This window comes from Halobacillus sp. ABD4_316, assembly GCF_056161385.1.
This window is the reverse complement of record NZ_JBSWZA010000003.1, coordinates 177590-200045: the sequence shown is the minus strand read 5'-3', so window position 1 is coordinate 200045 and position 22456 is coordinate 177590. Positions and strand designations below refer to the sequence as shown.

Annotated in this window: 25 protein-coding genes; 15 read left to right on the top strand and 10 right to left on the bottom strand. The window is 47.4% G+C overall.

Annotated features, from left to right (window positions below):
* The first annotated feature begins 8 nt into the window (after window positions 1-8).
* Both ACXAJH_RS13565 and ACXAJH_RS13560 read left to right on the top strand, forming a co-directional pair.
* Window positions 9-1202 carry an MFS transporter gene (locus ACXAJH_RS13565; RefSeq protein WP_474967504.1) on the top strand — a complete coding sequence of 398 codons (1194 nt, stop codon included), beginning with the start codon at window positions 9-11 and terminating at the stop codon, window positions 1200-1202.
* Window positions 1203-1246: 44 nt separating this feature from the next.
* The gene (locus ACXAJH_RS13560; RefSeq protein ID WP_474967505.1) at window positions 1247-1573 is read left to right on the top strand and encodes a CHY zinc finger protein; all 327 of its coding nucleotides are present in this window, start codon (window positions 1247-1249) and stop codon (window positions 1571-1573) included.
* 68 nt (window positions 1574-1641) lie between these two features.
* Here the strand turns inward: ACXAJH_RS13560 and ACXAJH_RS13555 are convergent, their stop codons facing one another.
* Together ACXAJH_RS13555 and fbpA are read right to left on the bottom strand one after the other, a co-directional pair.
* Window positions 1642-1941, bottom strand: a complete 300-nt coding sequence (locus ACXAJH_RS13555) for a MerR family transcriptional regulator (protein WP_027956249.1) — start codon at window positions 1939-1941, stop codon at window positions 1642-1644.
* 19 nt (window positions 1942-1960) lie between these two features.
* Window positions 1961-2116 carry a Fur-regulated basic protein FbpA gene (fbpA, locus tag ACXAJH_RS13550; protein ID WP_474967506.1) on the bottom strand — a complete coding sequence of 52 codons (156 nt, stop codon included), beginning with the start codon at window positions 2114-2116 and terminating at the stop codon, window positions 1961-1963.
* Between the two features lie 336 nt (window positions 2117-2452).
* On the opposite strand from fbpA, the gene ACXAJH_RS13545 reads away from it, so the two are divergent.
* The 3 genes from ACXAJH_RS13545 (at window position 2453) to ACXAJH_RS13535 (ending at window position 6646) form a co-directional block, all read left to right on the top strand.
* Window positions 2453-3517: an AI-2E family transporter gene (locus ACXAJH_RS13545; protein WP_474991195.1), complete on the top strand. Its 1065-nt coding sequence runs from the start codon at window positions 2453-2455 to the stop codon at window positions 3515-3517.
* Window positions 3518-3703: 186 nt separating this feature from the next.
* Complete coding sequence (locus ACXAJH_RS13540; RefSeq protein ID WP_474967508.1) at window positions 3704-5089, top strand: YjiH family protein; 1386 nt, start codon at window positions 3704-3706, stop codon at window positions 5087-5089.
* Between the two features lie 252 nt (window positions 5090-5341).
* Window positions 5342-6646 carry a Na+/H+ antiporter NhaC family protein gene (locus ACXAJH_RS13535; RefSeq protein WP_474994234.1) on the top strand — a complete coding sequence of 435 codons (1305 nt, stop codon included), beginning with the start codon at window positions 5342-5344 and terminating at the stop codon, window positions 6644-6646.
* A gap of 114 nt (window positions 6647-6760) precedes the next feature.
* On the opposite strand, the gene ACXAJH_RS13530 is transcribed toward ACXAJH_RS13535, so the two are convergent.
* The 4 genes from ACXAJH_RS13530 to ACXAJH_RS13515 all read right to left on the bottom strand — a co-directional run bounded on the left by ACXAJH_RS13530 (window position 6761) and on the right by ACXAJH_RS13515 (window position 9880).
* Window positions 6761-7582 (bottom strand): STAS domain-containing protein, encoded by an 822-nt coding sequence (locus ACXAJH_RS13530; RefSeq protein WP_474967510.1) that lies wholly within the window; start codon window positions 7580-7582, stop codon window positions 6761-6763.
* A gap of 102 nt (window positions 7583-7684) precedes the next feature.
* Window positions 7685-8416: a VCBS repeat-containing protein gene (locus ACXAJH_RS13525; RefSeq protein WP_474967511.1), complete on the bottom strand. Its 732-nt coding sequence runs from the start codon at window positions 8414-8416 to the stop codon at window positions 7685-7687.
* Window positions 8417-8497: 81 nt separating this feature from the next.
* Window positions 8498-8953, bottom strand: coding sequence for a hypothetical protein (locus ACXAJH_RS13520; protein ID WP_474967512.1), 456 nt, complete (start codon window positions 8951-8953; stop codon window positions 8498-8500).
* 72 nt (window positions 8954-9025) lie between these two features.
* Complete coding sequence (locus ACXAJH_RS13515; protein WP_474971987.1) at window positions 9026-9880, bottom strand: DUF1206 domain-containing protein; 855 nt, start codon at window positions 9878-9880, stop codon at window positions 9026-9028.
* A gap of 126 nt (window positions 9881-10006) precedes the next feature.
* Between ACXAJH_RS13515 and ACXAJH_RS13510 the strand changes: the two genes are divergently transcribed.
* On the top strand, window positions 10007-10237 hold the full coding sequence (locus tag ACXAJH_RS13510) for an excisionase family DNA-binding protein (protein WP_474967514.1): 231 nt from the start codon (window positions 10007-10009) through the stop codon (window positions 10235-10237).
* Between the two features lie 32 nt (window positions 10238-10269).
* Here ACXAJH_RS13510 and ACXAJH_RS13505 read toward each other — a convergent pair whose 3' ends face one another.
* On the bottom strand, window positions 10270-10650 hold the full coding sequence (locus ACXAJH_RS13505) for a RidA family protein (protein ID WP_474967515.1): 381 nt from the start codon (window positions 10648-10650) through the stop codon (window positions 10270-10272).
* A gap of 175 nt (window positions 10651-10825) precedes the next feature.
* On the opposite strand from ACXAJH_RS13505, the gene ACXAJH_RS13500 reads away from it, so the two are divergent.
* The 3 genes from ACXAJH_RS13500 (at window position 10826) to ACXAJH_RS13490 (ending at window position 13854) form a co-directional block, all read left to right on the top strand.
* Window positions 10826-10996, top strand: a complete 171-nt coding sequence (locus ACXAJH_RS13500) for a Spo0E family sporulation regulatory protein-aspartic acid phosphatase (protein WP_474967516.1) — start codon at window positions 10826-10828, stop codon at window positions 10994-10996.
* A gap of 310 nt (window positions 10997-11306) precedes the next feature.
* Window positions 11307-12752: a carbon starvation CstA family protein gene (locus ACXAJH_RS13495; protein WP_474994232.1), complete on the top strand. Its 1446-nt coding sequence runs from the start codon at window positions 11307-11309 to the stop codon at window positions 12750-12752.
* A gap of 157 nt (window positions 12753-12909) precedes the next feature.
* Window positions 12910-13854, top strand: a complete 945-nt coding sequence (locus tag ACXAJH_RS13490; protein WP_474994230.1) for an ATP-grasp domain-containing protein — start codon at window positions 12910-12912, stop codon at window positions 13852-13854.
* Between the two features lie 37 nt (window positions 13855-13891).
* Here the strand turns inward: ACXAJH_RS13490 and ACXAJH_RS13485 are convergent, their stop codons facing one another.
* Window positions 13892-14950, bottom strand: a complete 1059-nt coding sequence (locus ACXAJH_RS13485; RefSeq protein WP_474967519.1) for an NAD(P)/FAD-dependent oxidoreductase — start codon at window positions 14948-14950, stop codon at window positions 13892-13894.
* Window positions 14951-15165: 215 nt separating this feature from the next.
* On the opposite strand from ACXAJH_RS13485, the gene ACXAJH_RS13480 reads away from it, so the two are divergent.
* The 3 genes from ACXAJH_RS13480 to fabI are packed head-to-tail and all read left to right on the top strand — an operon-like array spanning window position 15166 to window position 17752.
* Window positions 15166-16239 (top strand): C45 family autoproteolytic acyltransferase/hydolase, encoded by a 1074-nt coding sequence (locus tag ACXAJH_RS13480; RefSeq protein ID WP_474994467.1) that lies wholly within the window; start codon window positions 15166-15168, stop codon window positions 16237-16239.
* 10 nt (window positions 16240-16249) lie between these two features.
* Window positions 16250-16927 (top strand): Dph6-related ATP pyrophosphatase, encoded by a 678-nt coding sequence (locus tag ACXAJH_RS13475; protein ID WP_474994228.1) that lies wholly within the window; start codon window positions 16250-16252, stop codon window positions 16925-16927.
* Between the two features lie 45 nt (window positions 16928-16972).
* Window positions 16973-17752: an enoyl-ACP reductase FabI gene (fabI, locus tag ACXAJH_RS13470; RefSeq protein WP_474967521.1), complete on the top strand. Its 780-nt coding sequence runs from the start codon at window positions 16973-16975 to the stop codon at window positions 17750-17752.
* A 13-nt stretch (window positions 17753-17765) separates the two neighbouring features.
* On the opposite strand, the gene ACXAJH_RS13465 is transcribed toward fabI, so the two are convergent.
* Window positions 17766-17966 (bottom strand): hypothetical protein, encoded by a 201-nt coding sequence (locus tag ACXAJH_RS13465; RefSeq protein WP_474994226.1) that lies wholly within the window; start codon window positions 17964-17966, stop codon window positions 17766-17768.
* Window positions 17967-18368: 402 nt separating this feature from the next.
* Here ACXAJH_RS13465 and ACXAJH_RS13460 point away from each other — a divergent pair, with 402 nt between their 5' ends.
* The 3 genes from ACXAJH_RS13460 (at window position 18369) to ACXAJH_RS13450 (ending at window position 20968) form a co-directional block, all read left to right on the top strand.
* Window positions 18369-19745 carry a Glu/Leu/Phe/Val family dehydrogenase gene (locus ACXAJH_RS13460; RefSeq protein WP_474967523.1) on the top strand — a complete coding sequence of 459 codons (1377 nt, stop codon included), beginning with the start codon at window positions 18369-18371 and terminating at the stop codon, window positions 19743-19745.
* A 41-nt stretch (window positions 19746-19786) separates the two neighbouring features.
* The gene (locus ACXAJH_RS13455) at window positions 19787-19978 is read left to right on the top strand and encodes a hypothetical protein (RefSeq protein ID WP_474967524.1); all 192 of its coding nucleotides are present in this window, start codon (window positions 19787-19789) and stop codon (window positions 19976-19978) included.
* A gap of 213 nt (window positions 19979-20191) precedes the next feature.
* The gene (locus tag ACXAJH_RS13450) at window positions 20192-20968 is read left to right on the top strand and encodes a 3-hydroxybutyrate dehydrogenase (RefSeq protein ID WP_474994224.1); all 777 of its coding nucleotides are present in this window, start codon (window positions 20192-20194) and stop codon (window positions 20966-20968) included.
* Between the two features lie 137 nt (window positions 20969-21105).
* Here ACXAJH_RS13450 and ACXAJH_RS13445 read toward each other — a convergent pair whose 3' ends face one another.
* Window positions 21106-22392, bottom strand: a complete 1287-nt coding sequence (locus ACXAJH_RS13445) for a GntP family permease (protein WP_474991202.1) — start codon at window positions 22390-22392, stop codon at window positions 21106-21108.
* Between the last annotated feature and the right edge of the window lie 64 nt (window positions 22393-22456).

Here is a 22456-nt window from a genome sequence, read left to right as displayed (position 1 = left end):
TGGATGTCATGGAAGCGACTGCTGCACAGCATCAACCCTATACACCATCAGAAGCGGGTTTCTGGCGCGTGACCATCGCGCTGATGCTCGCTTCCTTGTCTATATTTTCAACCCTTTATGTCTTTCAGCCGCTGCTTCCGGTTTTTACATCGGAACTGGATATTACAGCCACACAATCCAGTTTGCTGATGTCGGCCTGTGTTACGGCTATGGTTTTCGGTCTGTTCGTTCTTGGTTTTGCTGCGGATCGATACGGACGGGCGCTTGTGATGCGGGGATCTCTCCTTTTCACAGCTCTCAGTTTAATCCTCATCCCGATCATGCCGGAATTTGAATGGATGGTGACGCTCCGTTTTATCCAAGGGTTCTTCCTGGCTGGTATCCCAGCGGCTGCCATGGGGTATCTGGGCGAGGAAGTGTCGTACAGGCATATCGGTCTTGCGATGACCTTGTATATTTCCAGTAATGCTCTTGGAGGCATGGGAGGACGTGTCATCGGAGGTTACTTGACCGACTTATTTGACTGGCAGATGACCCTCTGGTCGTTTTCGGCCTTTGGAGTACTGGCTGCCGTCTTGTTTCTCTGGCTTTTTCCTAAGGAGCGTTTCTTTGAAAAAGCCGAACAAAATCTTGTAGTGGATTTAAAGGGCATGCTGATCCATTTAAAAAGTGTCCCGCTGCTTGTGTTGTTTCTTCTTGGCATCTTGATGCAGATTGTTTTTACGGCGGTTTGGACGTATCTGCCCTTTTATCTTGAGGGCGACCCGTTCCACTGGCCTTTGAAGTGGATTGCCTTCACGTACTTCGCCTATCTTTTCGGTGTGCTGGCCCCTCCAGCTGCAGGCAGGATCTCGGATCAGGCCGGGTTGAAGAAGGTTATGTTCTGCGGTGTCGTGATTTTCCTGATAGGGACAGTTCTTACTGCTGTAAGAGAAGGTTGGAGCATCCTGATCGGACTGTCGCTTTTGTGTATGGGGTTTTTTGTGGCTCACTCCATGGCTTCCGCGCTTGTCAGCAAAACAGCGACCCACCACCGGAGCGGAGCGTCAGGGTTTTATTTGATCAGCTACTATCTCGGAGTGGCCATCGGAAGTACGGCCGTGGGTACTTTATGGGAGAATTTTCAATGGTATGGGGTGTTGAGTGTAGGCTTTCTTCTCCTTGTTCTGTTCGTGCTTTATCCTTTTTATAAAGAGGCCTGATCTGATTTCTTCATGTGATAAAATAAAGGGAGGGAGAGGATACGATGCATGATGTTAAAGGAACTCAAGTGGACGCTCAGACACGCTGCGTCCATTACCACAGCGATATCGATATCATTGCTTTAAAATTCCACTGCTGTGGAACGTACTATGCCTGCTGGTCCTGCCATGAAGAACATGCCGGTCACAAGCCGTCCCGGTGGCCCCGGGAACAATGGAATAAGCGGGCGGTTCTCTGTGGAAACTGCGGATATGAGATGACCATTCAAGCATATATGAATACATCCAGCTGTCCTTCCTGCAGCCACAGGTTCAATGAACGCTGCAGCCTTCATTATCCATTATATTTTGATATGGAAAGCCGCCCATAAAAGGAGGGCGGTTTTTTTGTGCAGAAAAAAAGCCCCGGGACCTGGGGGGGCCGGGACTGCCTGCCGTGTTATTTGTTCATCTTGAAGTGCGCATTTAATTGACCGCGCAGCATTCGTTCCATCACTTTGCCCTTTTTCGTTTTCTGCAGATCCTTCCTGATTTCATAGGTCTGCACACCTTCCTCGCGTTTATCTGCAATCTGTAGAAGTATTTCTACATCGGAAAATGAATATTTGCGCGTTCCGCGTTTGGTACGCTCCGGATAAATAAGTCCTCGTTCTTCATAATAACGGATTTGTCTCAGGGAAAGCCCGGTCAGTTCATTGACTGTCCCGATGGAAATAACCTTTTTATGTTTATACGACATACATTCTCCTCCTTGGCGGCTAAGGACGGTTCAATCGTGATACAAGCGTTTCCAGTTCAGTCAAGGTGAGGGTGTAGAGTATTTCATCAGCAGCCTGATAGATGCCGGCTTCAATCAACTTTTGAATATAGTATTCTTTCATTTGGTCAACGGCCGCTCGCAAGTGGTTGGACATTATACATCACTCCCGTTCGGATTCCATTTTTTGTTTAAGTTATAATCAGTCTAATGGGAATTGTCTTAATTGTCACTCTTTATGTTAGAAAATCTAACATATTTTTTCGGAGTGTGAGAAGATGTTCCATTATCCGTGTCGCCTTCATGAATCTTTTATCTGCTTCTTCCGTTAAAATGGATAAAGTCGGCGGGGAAGATGTCTGTCGTAACTGCTGGATTCATGAAATGCTGCAGGCACCGGTATGTCTTGCTTTTTTTTATAAGAGTATAATAATCCCTGTTTATCACAGGGGGAAAAGGTGAATAGGACAAGAAAAAAAGGAATGTGATACTTATGTGGATCAAGCATCCATATTTTAAATATGTGACAGGAGCTGTACTTTTCCTGATTCTCATTTATTTTCTTGAAAAGCTGGAATTTCTCTATCCAGTAAAGACCATTTTCGGTACGCTTTTTTATCCGATTTTAATCGCCGGTTTTCTTTTTTACATACTCCGGCCTGTTGTGGAGGTTTTAAGCAGGACGCGTTATCTTCCTAAACCGGCGGCGATTCTCCTTGTATTTGCTGTGATTGGCGGTGCGTTAACGGCGGCCGGCTGGGCTTTGTATGCAACCATTCAAAAACAGATCAACAATATATCCCAGCTTCCTGACAAGGTGAAAAAGACTGCGGAAGAAGCCTCGGACACTTTGGAAAAGAATGATATGGGCATGGTCTCCACAGCGAATATCCAGCAAAGGGTGACGGAGTATTTTGGTGGACTGACCCAGCAGATCGGCAGCCATATGTCCGATATCTTCACAACCGTTGCCGGAGCCGCTTCGGTTCTGGTGATTGTCCCTTTCGTCTTATTCTTTTTACTGAAGGATGGGGACCGCCTTCTTCCTTTCTTAAAAAAGGGACTTCCCGGGAAGTTGAAACCGCGGGGAGAAAAGCTGCTGCGGGATGTAGATAAAACCGTTTCGTCCTATATTGTCGGACAGGTGACCGTGGCAGCAATCGATGGGGTGCTTACCTATATCGGATACGTGATCATCGGTCTTGATTTTGCACTTATTCTCGGACTCTTTACAGCGTTTGCCTGCATCGTTCCCTTTGTAGGTCCTGTCATCGGTGCTGTGCCTGCGATCGGTGTGGCTCTCATGCAGGAGCCGTCCATGGCGTTTTACGTCGTCATTATATTTGTTGTCGTGCAGCAGCTGGAGGGGAATCTGGTGGCACCTTATGTTTTTGGAGAGAAGCTGAATATTCATCCCCTCACCGTCATTCTGCTGCTTGTCGTCGCTGCTCCTTTGTACGGAGTGGTGGGTATGATCATAGCTGTACCCACGTATACAGTGCTGAAAGTCATTTTGAAACACAGTTATCAAACCTATCAAATCTATTATTCTAAATAAAGAGAAAGGCCCGGAAGAATGACTTCCGGGCCTTTCTTTATGCTGTTCTCTGAAAAAAAGAAGGAAGTTTCAGGGATTACCGGAACAGCCTGTTGAATTTTTATTCGATAGATTGTATAGTTACTTAATATCAGAAATGTTTATTTATGCACTCATACTTATAAAAATGTCGGAGGAGGAAGAAGAATGGAACTACAACAGGAAAAAATGAAAGAGACAGCAGGAGCATCTGCTTATACAACGAAGCAGTGGATGAAATTCATCCTTCCTTCTATCATCGGAATTCTACTATTTCTCGTACCTATTTCTATCAATGGCAGAGTAACGATCGGGCTCGGAATTCTAGCGGATGGACTTCAAGGGGCCATGGCTGCTTATATTCCAGCTTTTATGACAGGGGTCATCGTCTTCTCGACACTCGGAACGTTCATCGTGAAATTCGTTCCCGTGGAAAAGAGAAAACCGGAGGCCTTCCTGTTTCAATTATTTGATGTAGGGCCGCTTTGGATGGCTTTCCGTTTCTTTGGGGCTGTTTTTGCGGTTCTGACTCTCACCCAGACGGGCCCGGCGGTGATTCAGTCGGATTTGACCGGCGGTGTCGTATTGAACGATCTGATCCCTGTATTGATGGTCTGGTTTTTGTTCGCCAGCTTGTTTATGCCGCTGCTTTTGGAATTCGGACTGATGGACTTTATCGGTACCGTGGTGCGGAAGGTCATGCATCCCCTGTTCAAGCTTCCGGGGCGGTCTTCGGTCGATGCAATGGCTTCCTGGATGGGGAGCGGGACGGTCGGGGTTTTATTGACGACCCAGCAGTATGAGGGAGGCTATTATTCTAAACGTGAAGCATCCGTGGTGGCTACGAACTTTTCCATTGCTTCCATTGCCTTCAGTTTAGTGATCGCCAAGTTCCTGAATATCGATCACCGGTTCGTTGCCTTCTACTTTACAGTCGTCGTCTGCGGGATTGTAGCTGCGGTCATTTGCCCGCGTATTCCTCCACTGTCGAGAAAAAAAGAAACGTATTACGGACCGGTCGGCAAACAGATTGATGAAGTCGTTCCGGAGGGAGTCTCTTCATTCAGATGGGGATTGGAAAAAGCGGTGGAAAAAGCCGATCAAGTGAAAAGTGCTGGAACGGTTGTGAAAAAAGGGGTTTATAATGTACTGGATATCTGGCTTGGATTGATTCCGTTGGTTATGGCTCTTGGAACGGTTGCGCTGGTAGCTGCAGAATTCACGCCCGTCTTCACGTATTTATCGTACCCATTTCTGCCTCTGCTGCAGCTGCTCCAGATTCCGGAAGCATCAGCCGCAGCTCCTGCGATGATCGTCGGGTTTGCTGACATGTTTCTTCCGGCTGTTGTGGGGAGCGGGATTGAATCAGAGCTGACCCGTTTCATAATCGGAGTCATGTCTCTTACGCAGTTGATTTACATGTCGGAAATAGGCATTCTGTTAATCAAATCTAAAATTCCGATCAACTTCTTTGAACTGTTCATCATTTTCCTGCAGCGGACCGTAATCACGCTGCCTGTGGCCGCGTTGATCGCTCATCTCTTCTTCTTCTAAACACGCTGTTCATAAAAAAGAGGCGCCGCTGATATTCAGCGGCGCCTTTCATTTTATTTCAATAGGGGAGGTCATTACATTCATAGGTTTCGGCTCTTTTTGTCATTTTCAGGGGGCCTTTACGACTTTTATCCTTCAACGTTAAAAAAAGTCGGCGCTGTGATGAATGGAATGTTTCTCATGCTTGATATCCACGCGGGAATTAGGGTAGAGTATGAAAGGATTCTAATCTTGAAGAAAGAAGGAGCATGTATGGAAAAAGAAAATAATATCAAGGGAAATGGCTTGGCCTTAATTCCTTTTCTCGTCTTTATTGTCCTTTTTATCGGTTCTGGGATATGGACCGGAGATTTCTACCAAATGCCGGTGCTGGTCGCTATATTTGCAGCGATTTTAACAGCCCTGTTTATGAATAGAAAAACGGATTTCCAGACAAAGCTGCAGCAGTTTACGGAGGGAGGCGGGCATTCCAATATCATTCTGATGGTCGTCATTTTTCTGCTTGCCGGAGCCTTTTCCACTGTCGCTGAAGGGATGGGAGCGGTAGATTCGACAGTTAACCTCGGGCTGGCCGTTCTGCCGGGACAGCTGCTTATTGTCGGCCTGTTTCTTATTGCGTGTTTTATCTCCATTTCCATGGGGACATCTGTAGGAACGATTGTCGCGCTGGCGCCGATCGGAGTCGGTATTGCAGATCAGACAGGATCGGCCCTTCCATTAACTCTGGGAGCGCTCATTAGTGGGGCGATGTTTGGGGATAACTTATCGATTATCTCTGATACGACCATTGCGGCTGTCCGTACCCAGGGAACGAAGATGAAGGACAAATTCCGCGCCAACTTTCTCATCGTCCTTCCGGCAGCCATTGTAACAGCTGTTATATATAGCGTATTGACCGCTGGTGCATCGGGGAGCGCGCAGGGAGATCAAAGTTTTGAAATCATCAAAGTTCTTCCTTATCTTGGAGTGCTCGTGTTTGCTGTGATGGGGATTAATGTCATCTTCGTCTTAATGGGAGGCGTGATCTCTGCCGGGCTGATTGGACTTCTGATGGGGGATTTCTCAGGAATGGAACTCATCACTCTCATTGGAGATGGTTTTGCCGGGATGCAGGAGCTTTCTCTGCTTGTTATCCTTCTTGGAGGTCTGGTGGAGCTGATCCGCAGAAATGGTGGAATCGATTTCCTATTAGAAAAAATCAGCAGTCGTGCCCGCTCCAGCCGTGGCGGTGAATTCAGCATCGCCGGCCTTGTTGCCGCGGTGAACGTGTCAACAGCGAACAATACCATTTCTATTATTACGGCAGGTCCGCTTGCTAAACAAATCTCTTCACGATTCGGGATTGACCCTAAACGATCGGCGAGTGTGCTTGATATCTTCTCAAGCTCGGTGCAGGGGCTGATTCCGTATGGGGCGCAGATCTTATCTGCCGCCAGTGTAGCGAGTATATCACCCGTCAGCATTGTACCGTTTGCCTTTTATCCCATTCTCCTGGCGTTATCAGGAATTCTTGCGATTCTGTTCAGGTTTCCACGTTCTCATGCAAATCAAAAGTAAAGCATTTGAAAAAGCATCAAGCCCTGGCTTGATGCTTTTTTTATTGGGATTGACCATTGGTTATGTAGAAAAGTGGGGATAGGTCAATGCATTCTCCTGTTCAAATGAAGTTTGTTAGCCGTCTTGATTGACGGACAGCAGTGCCTGTTTCAAATCATTGTAGGTTTCCAGCTCTTTGAAGCTGATTTCTGAATCGATGGCAGCCATAGCCATTTCTGTCCGGATGCCGGTCAGGACGGTCCTCGTACCGAGCAGTTTGATGGTTTTCGTTAGATTGAATAAGTCATGAATGAATACATCATCAAACGTGGCAATGCCGGAGAAATCAATGAACAACAGACGCAGGCCGTATTCTTTCACTTTATGAAGGGTATGATCTTTAACGACTTCAAAACGGTCCGGTGAGAATTCTCCTACCAGGGGCAGCACAGCCTGAAATTCATCAATGAGCACCACTGGGGTTGATACTTCATTTAAGTCCTTCTCGATTTTCTCATGTTCTTGTTCTTTCAATTTATTATAGTTATCTGTGGTTGCACGAATCGCTGCATCAAAGGCAGTCACCACTTCTTCCGTAACGAGAAAGCCCTCTTCCACCTTCGCTTCCTTGATCATGTCTGATTTTCTCATGTGCTTCATCAAGGAGAGGCGGAAAACGCAGAGGACATCTACGGTCTGTTTGAGAAGCACCCCACGGGAGTAGAGGTAATTATTCGTATCATAACCGATTTCGGCGGCGTTGGTTTCCTCTGGATGCTGCAGAAGACTTCTCGCCACACGATCAAGAAGCAGGGACAGCATATCGAAGTGATAAGTCAATTCCTGATCGGTATAGTCGATTTCTAATTGGTCCAATGTTGCGGGAAGCAGTTCACTGACAAGTTTCGTCTGGTTATCTTCAAAGTATTGCGCGAGTCTTTGGTTTAAACTGTCCATCTTTGGTCTCCTTCCGATAAGCATTATTGTACCTATACCCTATTTCACCGTTCTATAACTTAAAATTTCCCAGTCGGAGCATTTGATTCTACACTTATTTATTTACTCGGATGATTGTCCGGAAACGGCGAGGTACTGTTGATTGGAAAAAGGGATGAACTGCTGCCCGTTCCAGGAAAGGGGCGTTTGGATGAGGCCGAGGCCATCGGCATTATACCGTCCGATGACGCGTTGGAATGCGAATAATTCATATACACCATCACCGTTGAAGTCGATGGGATATAACTGATTGAGTCCGGATACTGATCCTTCGATCGGGATGAGCAGTGTCCCGTCATCAGCATAGATTTCAGAAAGATAGTCCTCACCGCGGTTACTCAGGTCAATGATAAAAGACAGGGCGAGTGTCTCATTCGTCACGTCCACTTTATAATCATTCTGGTAAGTGACGGAATACGTAAATAAAGAATCGAAGGTCTCATAATTAAATAGAAGAGAAGGCTGATTGTTTAAGAATGCATAGACATAGTAATAACCAAAACCGCCGCTTCCGCCTGAGTCCATACTGATTAAAATATTATCGGTGCCATCCCCCGTGAAATCACCTAAGAACAGCCGTGGTTGATATCCAGTGTTTGTAATGAGGGGAATACTGTAAAACTGCTGGGTACGCCCGTCCTGGATAATGAGCGTAATGCCGGTTACGTACGGACTGTCGGAAGACTGGTACCCGGTCAAGTACACAAAGTCGGTGATGGAGTCTCCGTTGACGTCTCCGTGAGCAAAAGCTGTAACAACTGCCGTTTCTGCCTGCCGCCTGAAGTAATGCTGCATGACGCAGACCTCCTTTATTACAGCTTATGCAGGCTGGGTGGGTCGGTGGAACCAAAAAAAAAGAGCCCGAGGGGCTCTTTTTTAAAGACGGCTGAATCCTTCCTGCTCAAGGAAAGACGCTGCCTCCTGATAGGAGTTGAACGCGCCTTCCAATGTTTCATCAGCATAGACGTTGTAGCCGTCTTCTTCTCTTAATAAAATCAAAGCCTGATCGCGATCGTTCAGCCATTCTTCCATAACCGGATTTTTTTCAGCCGGGGATAAGGAAAGCGAGTCAACCGCCTCTTTGATTAAATGTCTCAAAGCATCGGCGCTGTAGTCTTTAATATTGATCATGCCGCGCTCATCCGTGTCTGCGCCTTCGATTTCACCGGCATAGACAAAGCCGTTGCCATTTGGATGAAGGCGGTATACGATGATTTTCTTATCATAAAGGCTATCCTCATAGTGGAAATTCACTCGTCCAAGCGAGACATCTTTCCGGTCTAATTCCGAAAACTCTTCAATAATTGCAACTTTTTCTTCAAATGTAAGCATAACGTCCTCCTGATGTCATTCGTAGGCTTAGTATAGCACAACCACGAACGTCATACATCAAGTCTGCAGCAATCATTTTGCGCCGAAGTTCATGCGTGTGTAACGCCCGCGGACGATTTGATAAATGCCGTACAGCATCAATCCCAATCCAGCAATACCGAGAAGGACCTGCCCAAAGGGCTGCTGAGATATTTCAGAAAGAGCACCGTCCATGCCTTTAGCCTGATCAGGGTTGGACGTCAAAGCGGTCCTGATGAAGAAGAACCCAATTAAACCAAGCACAACGCCACGGGCAGATAAACCGAAGCGTCCACTCGTTTCAGCTACTTTTCGGTGATGTTTATCCATATCACCATGATTGAAAGATTTCATAAACCGTCCTGTGGATCCTTGGTAAAATTCATAGACGGCATACCCGATCGTAATGAGCCCGACAGCTCCGACGAGCCATTGACCGAAAGGCTGGGATAACAATTGCGCGGACATGGTTTTTTCCGTACTTCCGCCGCTTGAGCCTGCATTCATAGCAATTTTCACTGCATTGTAGGCAATACCACCATAAATGACAGCAGCGACGACATACCCAATCCGGGTAATGATCCCTTTTGCGTCACTGCCTTTATTTGCCGGGTCAAGAACGGCTTCGATCAGCCGCCAGATAATGTAGCCGAGCAGGCCGATGGCCACACCCCATAACAGGATTTCACCAAAAGCTACTTGAGCCACGGTACGGAACATACCGGATGTTCCGGTCGTTTTTCCGCCCCCGACACCGATCACTGCCATGAAAGTGAGGAGGCCGATCAGCATGTATACCGTTCCCTTGGCCATAAAACCGAACCGGGCCAGCCGGCGGACCCATGGTTTTATATCCTCCTTGGTTTGTTGAGCATCTGAATTGCTTGAGGATGTAAATGTAGAAGCCATCTCTCTTTGTTCACTCCTTCTTTAACTTATGATTGCTTAAAGAAGTATTTCCCGATGTGAGACAAAAAGAAACCGGCTCGTGGTGGAAATCATGTTAAAATAGGGGAGAGAAAGGGGGGCGTCCTTATGTATATGACTGTAAAGGAAACTGCTGCATACCTGGAGCTTCCTGATGACTATATCGAGTATCTGATTCATCATAATAAAATTAAAACGGTCCATGATGGGGAGCAGTGGCTGATCAATAAACATCAATTCTCCAAGCATTTGGAGCAGATGGAACACTACAGGGAATTGATTCAGGAGTATTTGAACAGCCCGATTCCGGAAGATCCTGATATTAAGGATGAAGACTAAAAAAACAGAGCCGGTAAGGGCTCTGTTTTTGGCTATTTTCGAACAGCTACGGCTTCGATTTCTACTCTGGCTCCTTTAGGCAGTCTGCTGACCTCAACGGCGGCGCGTGCTGGATAAGGTTCTTTCAAATAGCCGGCATATACGTCGTTCACAGCGGCAAAGTCATCCATGGAAGCAAGGTAGATATTCATTTTAGCTACATGGGAAAAGTCGAGACCGGCTTCCTTCAGAACAGCTTTCAAGTTTTTCATAACCTGATGGGTCTGTTCAGTGACGTCATCGGATACAAATTCCATCGTAGCAGGATCCAGAGGGATCTGGCCGGAAAGAAAAACAAGGCTGCCAAGGTCAACCGCCTGGGAGTAAGGTCCGATGGCACCGGGTGCCTGGGTGGTGGAAATCGTTTGGAACATGGTTCTGCCTCCTTTTATGTATGTGGCTAAAGTTTACCACGTTTTTTTCTTTGGACATAGCGTTATCCGCCGGCGGTTAACCCGCGGCCTTCGTTCTTTAAAAGGAACGTCTCCCGTTTTTTTTCGGTTTAGGCTTCAGGAAACGGGGAAAATGATTGAGGAAGGAGTTGAGGGCATGCCTTATAAAGAAAGACTTGAAAAGCAGATTGAGGAATTAAGAAAACACATGTATGACATATATAATAAGAACCCGGAGGATCCGGAGCTGCTGCGCATTTCCCAGGATCTGGACGACCTTTTGAATCGTTTCGGAAATGAGGACAGCTATCACTGCTCAAACCAGTGAACCTTTTTTACAGAGGAAGGGATGCATGGTTTGATGCTTTCGGCGTGTTGTGTTAAATTATCAGTAATGCCGCCCTGCGATCATTACGACTGCGGGAAACTTAACCATTCCTACAGGGTGGCAGGTTTCATACATAAAAAAGAGCCTTCTGCATCGAGCAGAAGGCTCTTTTTTATGTACTTTTAAGGTGCAAACGCTTTACTTCAAGAAAAAAAAGAATAAAAAAATAAATATTCAGATAATGGGTTGTTATTCGACAAAGAAGCGGCTAGAATACTTTTTATATTCTCATTTGGAAGGAGGCTCAGCGATGGTCACATTTATCGCATCTGTTGTTTTACTTATTCTCGGTTATTTGGTTTATGGAAAGGTGGTCGAACGCATTTTTGTCATCAATGACGAAAAGACGACACCGGCCTATGAACAAAATGACGGATTTGACTACATGCCTATGAGCTGGTGGAAAGCGAGTTTGATCCAGCTTCTCAATATCGCTGGGCTTGGACCGATTTTTGGTGCTGTTATGGGTGCTCTTTACGGGCCCGTTGCATTTATATGGATTGTCATTGGATCAATTTTCGGAGGAGCGGTCCACGATTACTTCTCTGGAATGATGTCTCTTCGGCATAAAGGCGAGCAGTTCCCCGGCCTTGTAGGGAAATATCTTGGAAACCCAGCCCGTGTCGTCATTAATATTCTATCGATTGGTTTGATGGTGCTGGTTGCCGCTGCATTTACTGCAGGGCCGGCTCAGCTGATGGCAGAGGTTACACCGCTTGGTTTCTTTACATGTATCCTGCTTATTTTTGCTTACTTTCTGGTGGCGACTGTTCTTCCTATCAATAAAATTATCGGAAAAGTGTACCCGGTTTTCGGGGCGATTCTTATCTTTATGGCCGTCAGTATCGGAATTGGATTGTTCTTCTTTGATCACCCGGTTCCAAACCTGACTGTGGAGAACCTCCATCCTCAGGAACTTCCCATCTGGCCGCTGCTGATGGTTACCGTTTCCTGTGGTGCCATTTCAGGGTTTCATAGTACTCAAAGCCCGATCCTTGCCCGGACGTTGAAAAAAGAAAGCGAAGGAAGAAAAGTATTTTATGGCGCAATGATTGCCGAGGGTATCATTGCCTTGATCTGGGCCGCAGCTGGAATGGCCTTCTTCGGGGGCACAGGAGAGCTTCAAACGGCGCTTGACGCAGGCGGTCCGGCCGGCGTGGTCAACGAAATCAGTACATCTACGCTCGGGACTCTCGGGGGTATTCTTGCTGTTCTCGGTGTCATCATCCTCCCCATTACGACAGGGGATACAGCGCTTCGGTCGTCCCGAATGATGCTGGTGGATCTGCTCAAAGGGTTTACGAATAAAGAATGGAATGGGAAATGGGCGACGATTCTCCTTGCTGTACCTGTCGCTATCCCAACCTTCATGCTCACACAGATGGACTACAGTTTCCTTTGGCGTTATGTCGGCTGGTCGAACCAGGTAGTGGCCACCGTCATGCTTTGGACGGGAGCCATGTATTTGATGAAGCAGGCGAAGTTCCACTGGATCTGCAGTGTGCCCGCGCTGTTTATGACTGCGGTGGTCAGTACCTACATCTTTTATGCGCCGGAAGGATTCGGCCTTGCTTACTCCACATCCATGATATTAGGCGCCATCATCTGGACAGCCGTCTTCACATGGTTCGTGTGGCAGGTGATCAAACACAAAGTGCAGAAACAGCAGCGTGTCCTTACAACGAAAGCAAGCTGACCTCAACACCCTCCATCGTGGAGGGTGTTTTTTCGTCCAGGGGTGCTGTGCCTTTTGAAGGGTCGATAAAAAGGGCGGTGGATGGATTATATCCTAGTAACTTTATCGGGATTTTATGATAAAATAAAGAAAGTATCGAAATGAAAGGAGTCCTGGCATGAGTAAAATCTATGTACTTCATGAAAACGACGAATGGACCGGCCACTTGACGGAACGGCTGGAAGAATTGGATCTTCCCTACGAGTTATGGCATCTGGATCAAGGGACGCTTGATCTGACAAGCGAGCCTCCGGAAGGCATTTTTTATAACAGGATCAGCGCATCGTCTCATACGAGAAATCACCGTTTTGCACCGGAATATACAGAGGCTGTCCTTGCTTGGCTGGAGCGCCACGGCCGGACGGTGATCAATGGCAGCCGCGCGCTTCGTCTTGAGGTAAGTAAAGTGAATCAGTACATGGCCTTGAATCAGGCAGGTATTCAAACACCGAAAACCATCACAGCCGTGGGCAGATACAACATTCTTGAAGCGGCCCGCAAGCTTGATCAATCCTCTTTCATCACAAAGCATAACCGTGCCGGAAAAGGTCAGGGGGTTCAATTGTTTCATTCGACTGAAGCTCTGAGAGAATATATCGACGGCCCGTCCTTTGAGGAACCGGTCGATGGAATAACGCTGATTCAACAGTATATCGAGGCTCCCGAACCTTACATCGTCCGCCATGAATTTGTCGGTGGGAAGTTTGTCTACGGGGTGAAAGTGGATACATCAGAAGGATTTGAGTTATGTCCGGCTGATGCCTGCACAATCGAAGACCTTTACTGCCCGACAGATCAACAAGCGGAAGCACCGAAAGCAAAGTTTGAAATTCTGGAAAATTATCGTCCGGAAATTGTCGATCATTATGAGGCATTTTTAAAGGAGAACAACGTTCAGGTTGCAGGAATCGAAGCGATCCAGGATGCGGAAGGGAATCTTTTCACTTACGACGTTAACACAAACACGAATTACAACTCGGATGCCGAGGCTGCGGCCGGCATTTACGGCATGCTTGAGCTTGCCCGTTATCTTGGCGGCCTGCTTGAGAAATCGTATGTATAAACAAAGAGATCGATCACACCTTGTGATCGATCTCTTTTTAATGTCGTTTGCTCAGCCACAAGACTCCTGACTTGGCAAGACGAGGGAGGACACCGGTCATAGGCTTTTGGAGCATATTGCCGAATCCGTCGTTTTTTCCAAGCGAGCCGAGGGATCCCTTCAGTTTGACGTCGCCGGGACGTTCCGGTACGCGGTCCTGGAGAACGGCACGAAGGACATCTGCAACTTTTTCGCCTTGCTGGCCGGCCAGCTGTGCACTTGGAGAGTACTCGGAAGACGCACAGTCTCCTACAACATAGACATTTTGATGAGAGGGTACCTGGTAGAAATCATTAATGATGACTTTTTCCTGATCATCTTTTTCAAAAGGAAGCTCTCGTACGAGGAAATTCGGACGTACACCAGCGGTCCATACTGTGACATCATTGATATAACAAAGGCCGTTGTTGCAGACCCCATCCTTCTCGACGTACTCCACATTGGCATGGTGGATAACCTCGACACCATTGTCATTGAACCACTTTTCTACATATTCCTGAATCTTTGAATCAAAAGCTTTCAATACAGAAGAGCCCCGGTCAAGCAGGCGGATGTTCAAATCCGGCCGGCTTTCACGTACCTCAGAAGCGACTTCAATGCCACTCAGCCCGGCACCTACAACGGTAATTTTGCCGTATGCTCCGAGGTTATTGATGGAATAGCCGGCACTACGGGCTTTGGAGAACGTCTGGACACTCTCTGTAAATTGCTGCGCCCCTTCGATGCCGTGATAGTTATCCTCACAACCCAGTCCGATAAGGAGATAATCATAAGGAACAGGCTCAAGTCCGCCTTTCACCCGGACGTGCCCGGATTCAACATCAATGTTTTCAATTTCATCAAAAACGTAATCCACCTGCTCATGCTCAGGAAAGTCTACACGGGCATGACGGTCGGATTCCGTGCCTGCAGCAATGGTATAAAATTCTGTCTTCAATGAATGGTATGGGTTCCGGTCGATCACGGTGATGTGTACATCATCCCTTACGCCGTCAAGCAGCCCGTGAAGAGCGTTCATGCCGCCGTATCCCCCACCTAAAATGACAACTTTTTTCACTTTTGTTCCACCACCTTCACAAATTCAAGTCCCCTGCGTTCCCTTCTCGTAAACGTTTTCTATCATTTGTTACAATCATTAGCGTATCAAAAAAATCGTCGAAAAACTATATGAATGGCGCATTTATTCCTGGGTGTGGCAGAATATGGATGTCTTTTCTGATGAAGGAAGACATAGTAGAATGAAGCTAATTCAGAAAAAGAGAGGGTCAGATGATGAAGCAGGTATACAGCAGGGTGGTACAATTTCGAGGCTCCCATTACGATTATGGATATTTTCAGGGGAAACAGCTGAGAAATTCGATGACGATAAAAAACCGGGAAAAACAGTGGAAGGTACGTATCCCGCGTTTTACAGTAGAAGAATCAGAAGTGAAGGAGGCGATTACCCGCTTTGCTCCGGGCATTTGGGATGAACTGCTGGGCCTCAGGGATGCCCTGGGGTGGCCGATGGAACGGGTGATGATGGAATTCGGCGGCTACCGGGTCGACTATAAACGAAGCGGCTGCTCCATCATGACGGGTAACGGGTATTTTATCCGTAATTATGATTATATGCCGAAAACGTATGAAGGGCGTTACGCCTTGTTTCAACCGGAAGATCAGGGATACAGCACAATCGGACCGACGCAGAGAATAACCGGTCGTATGGATGGGATGAATGAAAAGGGACTCGTTCTCGGCTATAACTTTATGCATCGGAAGAGGCCGGGAGATGGGTTTATCTGCTGTATGATTGGAAGAATCATCCTCGAATCCTGTGCGGATGTAGAGGAAGCCGTGGCGATGCTGAAAGAAATCCCCCATCGTCATTCGTTCAGCTACACGGTATTTGATCCGAGCGGACGTACGTATGTTGTGGAAGCTTCTCCGCGTGGAACGGCTGTAAGGGAAGCGGATGTGTGTACCAACCATTTTGAAATCATGGTAGAGGAAAACCGGAACCATCTGGTGGATTCCAAACGGCGGATGGAGGCTGTTCAGGCCGGACGTGAACAGCTTTCCGGGGCTTACGAAGCTTTCCGTCTGATGAATGATACAGACGGCGGTGTATTTTCGGATCTCTATGACCAATGGGCTGGTACGATTCATACAGCCGGCTACCTCCCGAAGGAAAGAAAGGCATGGTTTGCTTTAGGTGGAGATCAGGAGCCGGTGGAATTGGACTTTCATCAGTGGCTTGCAGGGAAGGATGAAGCACGGACGATGATTTATGGAGAAGTGGACACAGAACTGCCTTTTGTCCACATGGAAGACGGGGCTTACTGGAATGGAAGAAAACGGAGATAGGGGGAGCGCAATGACGGAACGTGTGGTTGTATCGTGGAGTGGCGGGAAAGATTCTGCTTTTGCTTTATACCTGATGCTGAATGATCCTGCCTATACTGTAAAAGGGTTGATCTCAACCGTGTCTGCAGAAAGGAAGAGGCTTCCGGTCCACGAAGTGAAAACGGAATGGATAAGGAGCCAGGCTGAGGCTCTGCAGCTGCCCTTATACGAGGTGGAACTTCCGGAAGAGGCCTCCAATGAGCAGTACGAGCAGGCGTTGGGACGACAAGCGGAGCAGCTGAGGAAGGAAGATGTCTCCGCTGTCGTCTACGCCGATCTTTTTCTTGAGGATATCAAAGATTACCGCCTGCAGCTCTTGGATAGGATAGGGATGGAAGGAATATTTCCTTTGTGGAAACAGCCGGCAAAAGAAACAGCAGAGACGTTGATCCAGCTTGGCTTTAAAAGCATCGTCACGACCGTGGATACCGACGTGCTGCCTGAAGAGTATGCAGGAAGGACGTTCAACATGGATTTTCTGAATGCTCTTCCTGAAGGGGTGGATCTGTGCGGGGAACATGGGGAATTCCATACCTTTGTCTATGATGGCCCCTGTTTCATCCACCCGCTGCCCGTCACCTCTGGACTTCGTTTTACCTCTTTAGGTGGAAGATTTGCTCATGTAGAATTAGAGGAGCCCGGCAAATAAGTATGGTAAGATAAGTAGTCGAGAAAAGATTCACTGGAGGTAATTATGGAAGACATTTTACAGTTGAAAGATAAGAACATCGTCGTGATGGGTGTAGCCAATAAGCGGAGCCTTGCCTGGGGCGTAGCGAGGTCCCTCTACAAGGCAGGAGCGAATGTCATTTTTACATATAGAAAAGACCGCAGCTATACGAAACTGCAGAAGCTTCTTGAAGAAGAAGGCGTCGAGGCGGGAGCTGTTGTTCAGTGTGATGTAAACAATGACGAAAGCATCCAGGAGGCCTTTACGACAATCGGAGAGCAGGCAGGTGTGATCCACGGGGTCTGTCACTCCATTGCCTTTGCCCATGCGGAAGACTTGAAAGGCGACTTTATTGAAACGTCCCGGGACGGCTTTGCCTTCGCTCATGATACGAGTGCTTACTCCCTCATAGCGGTAGCCAAAGCGGCGCGGCCGTATATGACAGAAGGTGGTTCATTGATGGCTATGAGCTATCTCGGTGCGGAGCGCTTGGTGAAAGGGTACAACGTCATGGGGGTAGCAAAAGCCTCCCTTGAAGCGGCTGTCCGTTACCTCGCTGAAGATATGGGACAGCAGCAGGTCCGTGTGAATGCGATTTCTGCGGGAGCTGTCCGTACGCTCGCTGCAAAGGGTGTACCAAGCTTCAATGAAATTCTCAGCAAGATCGAAGAAACGTCTCCGCTTAGAAAAAATGTGACACAGGAAGAGGTCGGCGATATGACGCTGGCTATGATGAGTCACCTATCCCGGGGGGTAACCGGCGAAATCGTGTATGTGGATTCTGGATATAATATTTTAGGTTGAACAAAAAGCTCCCTTATTCAGGGAGCTTCAGCTTGTAGAGAAACCTCTGTTTCTTTACAAGCTTTTTTCTTTCTTGCCGCCAGGAGCGAAAGCCCCTTCCCTTTCCGCGGACGAGCGCCCGAGCTTCCTCGCAAAACCCACGCTCGGCGATCTCGGCCCACTCGTTCTTCCGCAGGAGTGGAAGGGGCACCGCTCCTTGGGAGTTCTTTAACATCGAAAATGACTCTCCTCCACCCAGCTCATCCTTGCTGGATGGAGGAGAGTCTTGTTCATATTCCGGCAGGCAGCCGTGATCAGCGCCTGTTCTTTCCCTTTTTCTTTTCCACGCAAGCGGCCATAATGCAGCCCATGCCGTTCTTTTGAATCTGCATACACGAGGAGCGTTCGGTGGTGATGCCCGCGGCATTCATCCACCAAAAAGCGGAATGTGACCCTTGGCACGACAAATGGACAACTCTAACTGGTTAACACAGACTTTTTCTACAGCCAAAAGCTCCCTTATTCAGGGAGCTTTTTTAATGGTTAGGAAACGTTTCACGTGGAAAAATTAGGGTATGGGTAATTTAGTGAGTGAAAATCAGCACAGGACCTTATCATTAGATCGGAGGCTTTATGTATGCAGAGACAACAATCAATCATCGAAGAGTCACTGAAAGCAGTTATGGAAGATGAAGATTTTCTACCGGATCTGAAGTACCAGTCCAGAGAGCAGGCGTATAAATCACTGGTGGCCCTTCTATCCACACCGAATCACGTGCACAAATCATACTTAAGAGTTCCCATGGAGGACGGTCAGATCGTTCGTATTCCAGCCTTTCGTATTCAACACAGTGATACGGTAGGCCCATATAAAGGCGGGATCCGCTTCCATGAATCGGTCCATGAAGACGAAGTGGCCAACCTCGCTAAGCTGATGACGTTGAAAAATGCCCTTCATGAGCTGCCGTTCGGCGGAGGAAAAGGCGGCGTCGGAATCAATCCGAAAGATTACAGTGTGAAGGAACTAAATCTGATCTGCAAAAAATATGTCCAGTATTTTAACGATATTCTGGGGCCTGATAAAGACATACCAGCTCCTGACGTAGGAACGGGAGAACGGGAAATGGACTGGATGATGGGTGAGTACAAGGCGCTCCATCCGGGAGAACCCTACCGCAACAGTTTTACAGGCAAAAGCATTGTGAACGGTGGGTCACTTGGACGCCGCGAATCAACAGGGAAAGGTGTCTACTTTACGTTCCGCTATATGCTGCATGACTTCTTGAAGAATAATAAAGACTGGCTGGAAGGAACCGATAATATATTTGCCAAAACGGCGCTGAATCATGCCGATAAAGAATTGAAAATGGCTGTTCAGGGCTTTGGTAACCTTGGATCAGTAGCCGCGCTTGAATCCAGAAAATGTGATTACTTGAACAACAAAGTGGTCGCTGTCAGCGATGCAAACGTCATGTTGTACAACCGTGATGGGCTGGATATTGAAGCACTTGTGGAATTCACGAAACAGAATGATGGAGACCTTCCCACCGAAGATCAGCAGCTGGAAGAGCACGAACTCCAAGCAGAAATCAGAGACCGGGATGAACTGCTTACCATGGATGTCGACGTCCTGTTCCTTGCAGCGCTGGAAGATCAGATTCACGAAGGCAACATGAAGGATATCCAGGCAGAAATTATTGTTGAAGGCGCTAACGGACCTATTACAGAGGAAGCAGATAAGCATCTGGCGGATAAAGGTGTGTTGATCATTCCGGATATCCTTGCCAATGCCGGTGGTGTGATCGTTTCCTTCTATGAATGGGTGCAGGGAAGAGAGGCGCGTTTCATGAACGAAGACGAAGTATTTGAACGGCTGTTCGATAAAATGAAACATACGATGGATACGATTCTTCCGCAGTTTTTCGGAGATCCGTTCCCGCTCCGTCAAAACTGCTATATCCACTCCGTTATGAAATTGTCCAACATTATGTACCGCCAGGGAAAACTATACTAAAGAAAAAGTTCGTCCTACCCAGTTAGAGTTGTCCGTATGTCATGTTGAGAGGGCACGTTCCGCTTATCGGTGGATGCCTGCCGCGGGCACGTCCTCCGCTGACTTGGTCAAGAAAACCATTGGACCAAGTGGATCTTCCGCTCGCACTGTTCCCGGAGACGTCACCACCGAACGCTTCTCGTGCCGATGCCTGTGGGAAGACTGCTTTATCCTATGATAAAAAAGAACGTTGAGCATCGCTTCTTCGCTGTTTCAAAAGCACAGGACAAGCTGCGTTACTGCCGCTTTGAGAAAATCCTATATTGGTGACCGCTCCTTTGAGTCACTGGAAAAAAGGTTTCTCTACAAGCTGAAAAAACTCAGCCTTTCAAAGGCTGAGTTTTTTGTGCATTTTTCCGGAAAAGTGGGAAAGGTAAGGAGTGATGAACCTAGAAGGAGGAATTATCGTGTTAGAAGGAAAATCTGCCTTAATTACAGGATCAGGCCAAGGCATCGGTTTGGAAATTGCTACGGAATTTGCAAAAGCCGGTGCCAAAGTTATGTTAAATGACATCAACCAGGAAACATTGGACAAATCGGTCGAGGAGCTTCGATCTCAAGGCTTTACGGTCGAAGGTGTTGTCGCCAACGTAGCGAAAGAAGAAGATGTGAAGCATGCGATTGAAGAAACAGTCAGTAAATTCGGCCGTATCGATATTCTCGTCAATAATGCCGGGATTCAGCACGTGGCTCCGGTGGAGGAATTTCCATCTGAGAAGTTTGCATTGATTCTTGATATTATGCTCAAAGGCCCATTTTTCGGAATCAAGCACGCCTTTCCCCATATGAAAAAGCAGGGGTATGGACGTGTCTTGAATATGGCTTCCATCAACGGTTTAATTGGGTTTGCCGGTAAAGCAGGGTACAACAGTGCCAAGCACGGGGTTATCGGGCTGACGAAAGTGACGGCTCTGGAGGGAGCTGATGATGGCATTACCGTTAATGCGATCTGCCCAGGCTATGTGGATACGCCGCTTGTTCAGAATCAGCTGGAGGACCTGGCGAACACGCGGAACATTAAGAAAGAAAAAGCCTTGGAAGAAGTCATCTATCCACTTGTCCCTCAGAAACGTCTCCTTCAGGTCCAGGAGGTCGCTGACTACGCCATTTTTCTTGTCAGTGATAAAGCGAAAAGCATCACCGGTCAAGCTGCAGTCATTGACGGTGGGTATACCGTTCAATAAAACCATAAATAAAGGAAAACCCTGTCCTTGGTGCAGGGTTTTTTTATGACTTAGACAAAAAAGGGAGGAACTTCTCATCATGAGAAGTTCCTCCCTTTTTTCTATATGATCATTTGGAGACGTCTGAGGCAGCCGGGTTAATTGATTCCCATCATAGCCAGCAGGATGATGGCTATGGTTGCAATCATTGGAATGACCAAGCCCACTACGAATACGTCCTTGTAGGAATCCTTATGGGTCAGGCCGGTAACCGTGAATAAAGTCAGCAGTGCCCCGTTATGAGGAAGGATGGAAGCACCTGAAGCTACAGAGGTAATTCTGTGGAAGGCTTCCAGACTGAGTCCTTGATTCACTGCTATATCATAATACTCCTGACCGAGCGCTTCCAAAGCGATTCCCATACCACCAGAAGCAGAGCCGGTGATCATCGCTAACAGCTGGACAGCGAAAGCTTCTGAAAAATAAGGGCTGAGTGGAATACTGAAAATAAGCTCTTTCACTGTATCAAATCCGGGGGAAGCGGTAACCACTGTCCCGAAACCAACAGCCGCACTTGTATTAATGGTCGCCATAACCGATCCGGAGGCACCGCCGTTTATGGCTTTGATAAAGTCTTTATAATCTTTCCAGTTAAATGCCATAATCAGCAGAATTCCGATGAGCAGGGCGGTCAGGATATTCAAGTCAAATATATTCAACGTCGCTACTACTGCAATGAGGGGGATGGTGGATAAAATCCAGTTTGGAAGTTCTTCCTCGTTGACACTTTTCACCTGGTTATCCCCTTCAGGCTCTGTAAAGGTCTCATCATTTTTAGTCAGCCGGCCTTCGCGGAATTTCAAATAAAAGTATCCGCCGACAGCCATGATTAAAGCGGCGGCGATGCCCAGGATCGGTGCCGCCATCGTATTGGTCTCGAATGTATTGATCGGAATGATGTTCTGAATCTGTGGTGTACCCGGAACAGCGGTCATCGTAAATGTGAAAGCGCCGAGAACAAAGGTGGACGGGATCAGTTTTCTTGAAACATTCGCTTCTCTGAACATCGCTACAGCGAGAGGATAAACAGCGAAAACGACGACGAACAGACTGACACCGCCGTAGGTTAGAATAGCAGCCGACAGCAGCATACCAAGGATGGCCCGTTTTTTCCCAATGACACTGGAGATTTTGTGAGCGACGGACTGGGCAGCTCCTGTATCCTCCATCAGCTTTCCGAAAATCGCACCGAATAGGAAGATGGGGAAGTAGTCTTTTGCAAAATCTACGAATCCCTGCATGTACGTGTCCGTATAGGCAGGAAGGATGTCCATTCCGCTTAGAATTGCGACAAAGCCTGATACGAGCGGAGCAATCCAGATGATGGACCAGCCCAGGTAGGCGAGAAGCATGAGTAAAACAAGTCCTAAAAGGATACTAATCATGATGATTCCCTCACTTTATGTGGTTGATGTCTGTTTTACTATGTCCAATTCAGCGGATTTGATG

Excerpts from the sequence above, each read along its gene's own strand:
- fabI (WP_474967521.1), top strand. The coding sequence starts at position 16,973 with ATGGAAGACATTTTACAGTTGAAAGATAAGAACATCGTCGTGATGGGT.
- ACXAJH_RS13465 (WP_474994226.1), bottom strand. The coding sequence starts at position 17,966 with ATGTTAAAGAACTCCCAAGGAGCGGTGCCCCTTCCACTCCTGCGGAAG.
- ACXAJH_RS13545 (WP_474991195.1), top strand. The coding sequence starts at position 2,453 with ATGTGGATCAAGCATCCATATTTTAAATATGTGACAGGAGCTGTACTT.
- ACXAJH_RS13495 (WP_474994232.1), top strand. The coding sequence starts at position 11,307 with ATGGTCACATTTATCGCATCTGTTGTTTTACTTATTCTCGGTTATTTG.
- ACXAJH_RS13560 (WP_474967505.1), top strand. The coding sequence starts at position 1,247 with ATGCATGATGTTAAAGGAACTCAAGTGGACGCTCAGACACGCTGCGTC.
- ACXAJH_RS13535 (WP_474994234.1), top strand. The coding sequence starts at position 5,342 with ATGGAAAAAGAAAATAATATCAAGGGAAATGGCTTGGCCTTAATTCCT.
- ACXAJH_RS13525 (WP_474967511.1), bottom strand. The coding sequence starts at position 8,416 with ATGCAGCATTACTTCAGGCGGCAGGCAGAAACGGCAGTTGTTACAGCT.
- fbpA (WP_474967506.1), bottom strand. The coding sequence starts at position 2,116 with ATGTCCAACCACTTGCGAGCGGCCGTTGACCAAATGAAAGAATACTAT.
- ACXAJH_RS13460 (WP_474967523.1), top strand. The coding sequence starts at position 18,369 with ATGCAGAGACAACAATCAATCATCGAAGAGTCACTGAAAGCAGTTATG.
- ACXAJH_RS13520 (WP_474967512.1), bottom strand. The coding sequence starts at position 8,953 with ATGCTTACATTTGAAGAAAAAGTTGCAATTATTGAAGAGTTTTCGGAA.
- ACXAJH_RS13480 (WP_474994467.1), top strand. The coding sequence starts at position 15,166 with ATGAAGCAGGTATACAGCAGGGTGGTACAATTTCGAGGCTCCCATTAC.
- ACXAJH_RS13510 (WP_474967514.1), top strand. The coding sequence starts at position 10,007 with ATGTATATGACTGTAAAGGAAACTGCTGCATACCTGGAGCTTCCTGAT.
- ACXAJH_RS13505 (WP_474967515.1), bottom strand. The coding sequence starts at position 10,650 with ATGTTCCAAACGATTTCCACCACCCAGGCACCCGGTGCCATCGGACCT.
- ACXAJH_RS13530 (WP_474967510.1), bottom strand. The coding sequence starts at position 7,582 with ATGGACAGTTTAAACCAAAGACTCGCGCAATACTTTGAAGATAACCAG.
- ACXAJH_RS13490 (WP_474994230.1), top strand. The coding sequence starts at position 12,910 with ATGAGTAAAATCTATGTACTTCATGAAAACGACGAATGGACCGGCCAC.
- ACXAJH_RS13500 (WP_474967516.1), top strand. The coding sequence starts at position 10,826 with ATGCCTTATAAAGAAAGACTTGAAAAGCAGATTGAGGAATTAAGAAAA.
- ACXAJH_RS13565 (WP_474967504.1), top strand. The coding sequence starts at position 9 with ATGGAAGCGACTGCTGCACAGCATCAACCCTATACACCATCAGAAGCG.
- ACXAJH_RS13540 (WP_474967508.1), top strand. The coding sequence starts at position 3,704 with ATGGAACTACAACAGGAAAAAATGAAAGAGACAGCAGGAGCATCTGCT.
- ACXAJH_RS13455 (WP_474967524.1), top strand. The coding sequence starts at position 19,787 with ATGTTGAGAGGGCACGTTCCGCTTATCGGTGGATGCCTGCCGCGGGCA.
- ACXAJH_RS13445 (WP_474991202.1), bottom strand. The coding sequence starts at position 22,392 with ATGATTAGTATCCTTTTAGGACTTGTTTTACTCATGCTTCTCGCCTAC.
- ACXAJH_RS13515 (WP_474971987.1), bottom strand. The coding sequence starts at position 9,880 with ATGGCTTCTACATTTACATCCTCAAGCAATTCAGATGCTCAACAAACC.
- ACXAJH_RS13555 (WP_027956249.1), bottom strand. The coding sequence starts at position 1,941 with ATGTCGTATAAACATAAAAAGGTTATTTCCATCGGGACAGTCAATGAA.
- ACXAJH_RS13475 (WP_474994228.1), top strand. The coding sequence starts at position 16,250 with ATGACGGAACGTGTGGTTGTATCGTGGAGTGGCGGGAAAGATTCTGCT.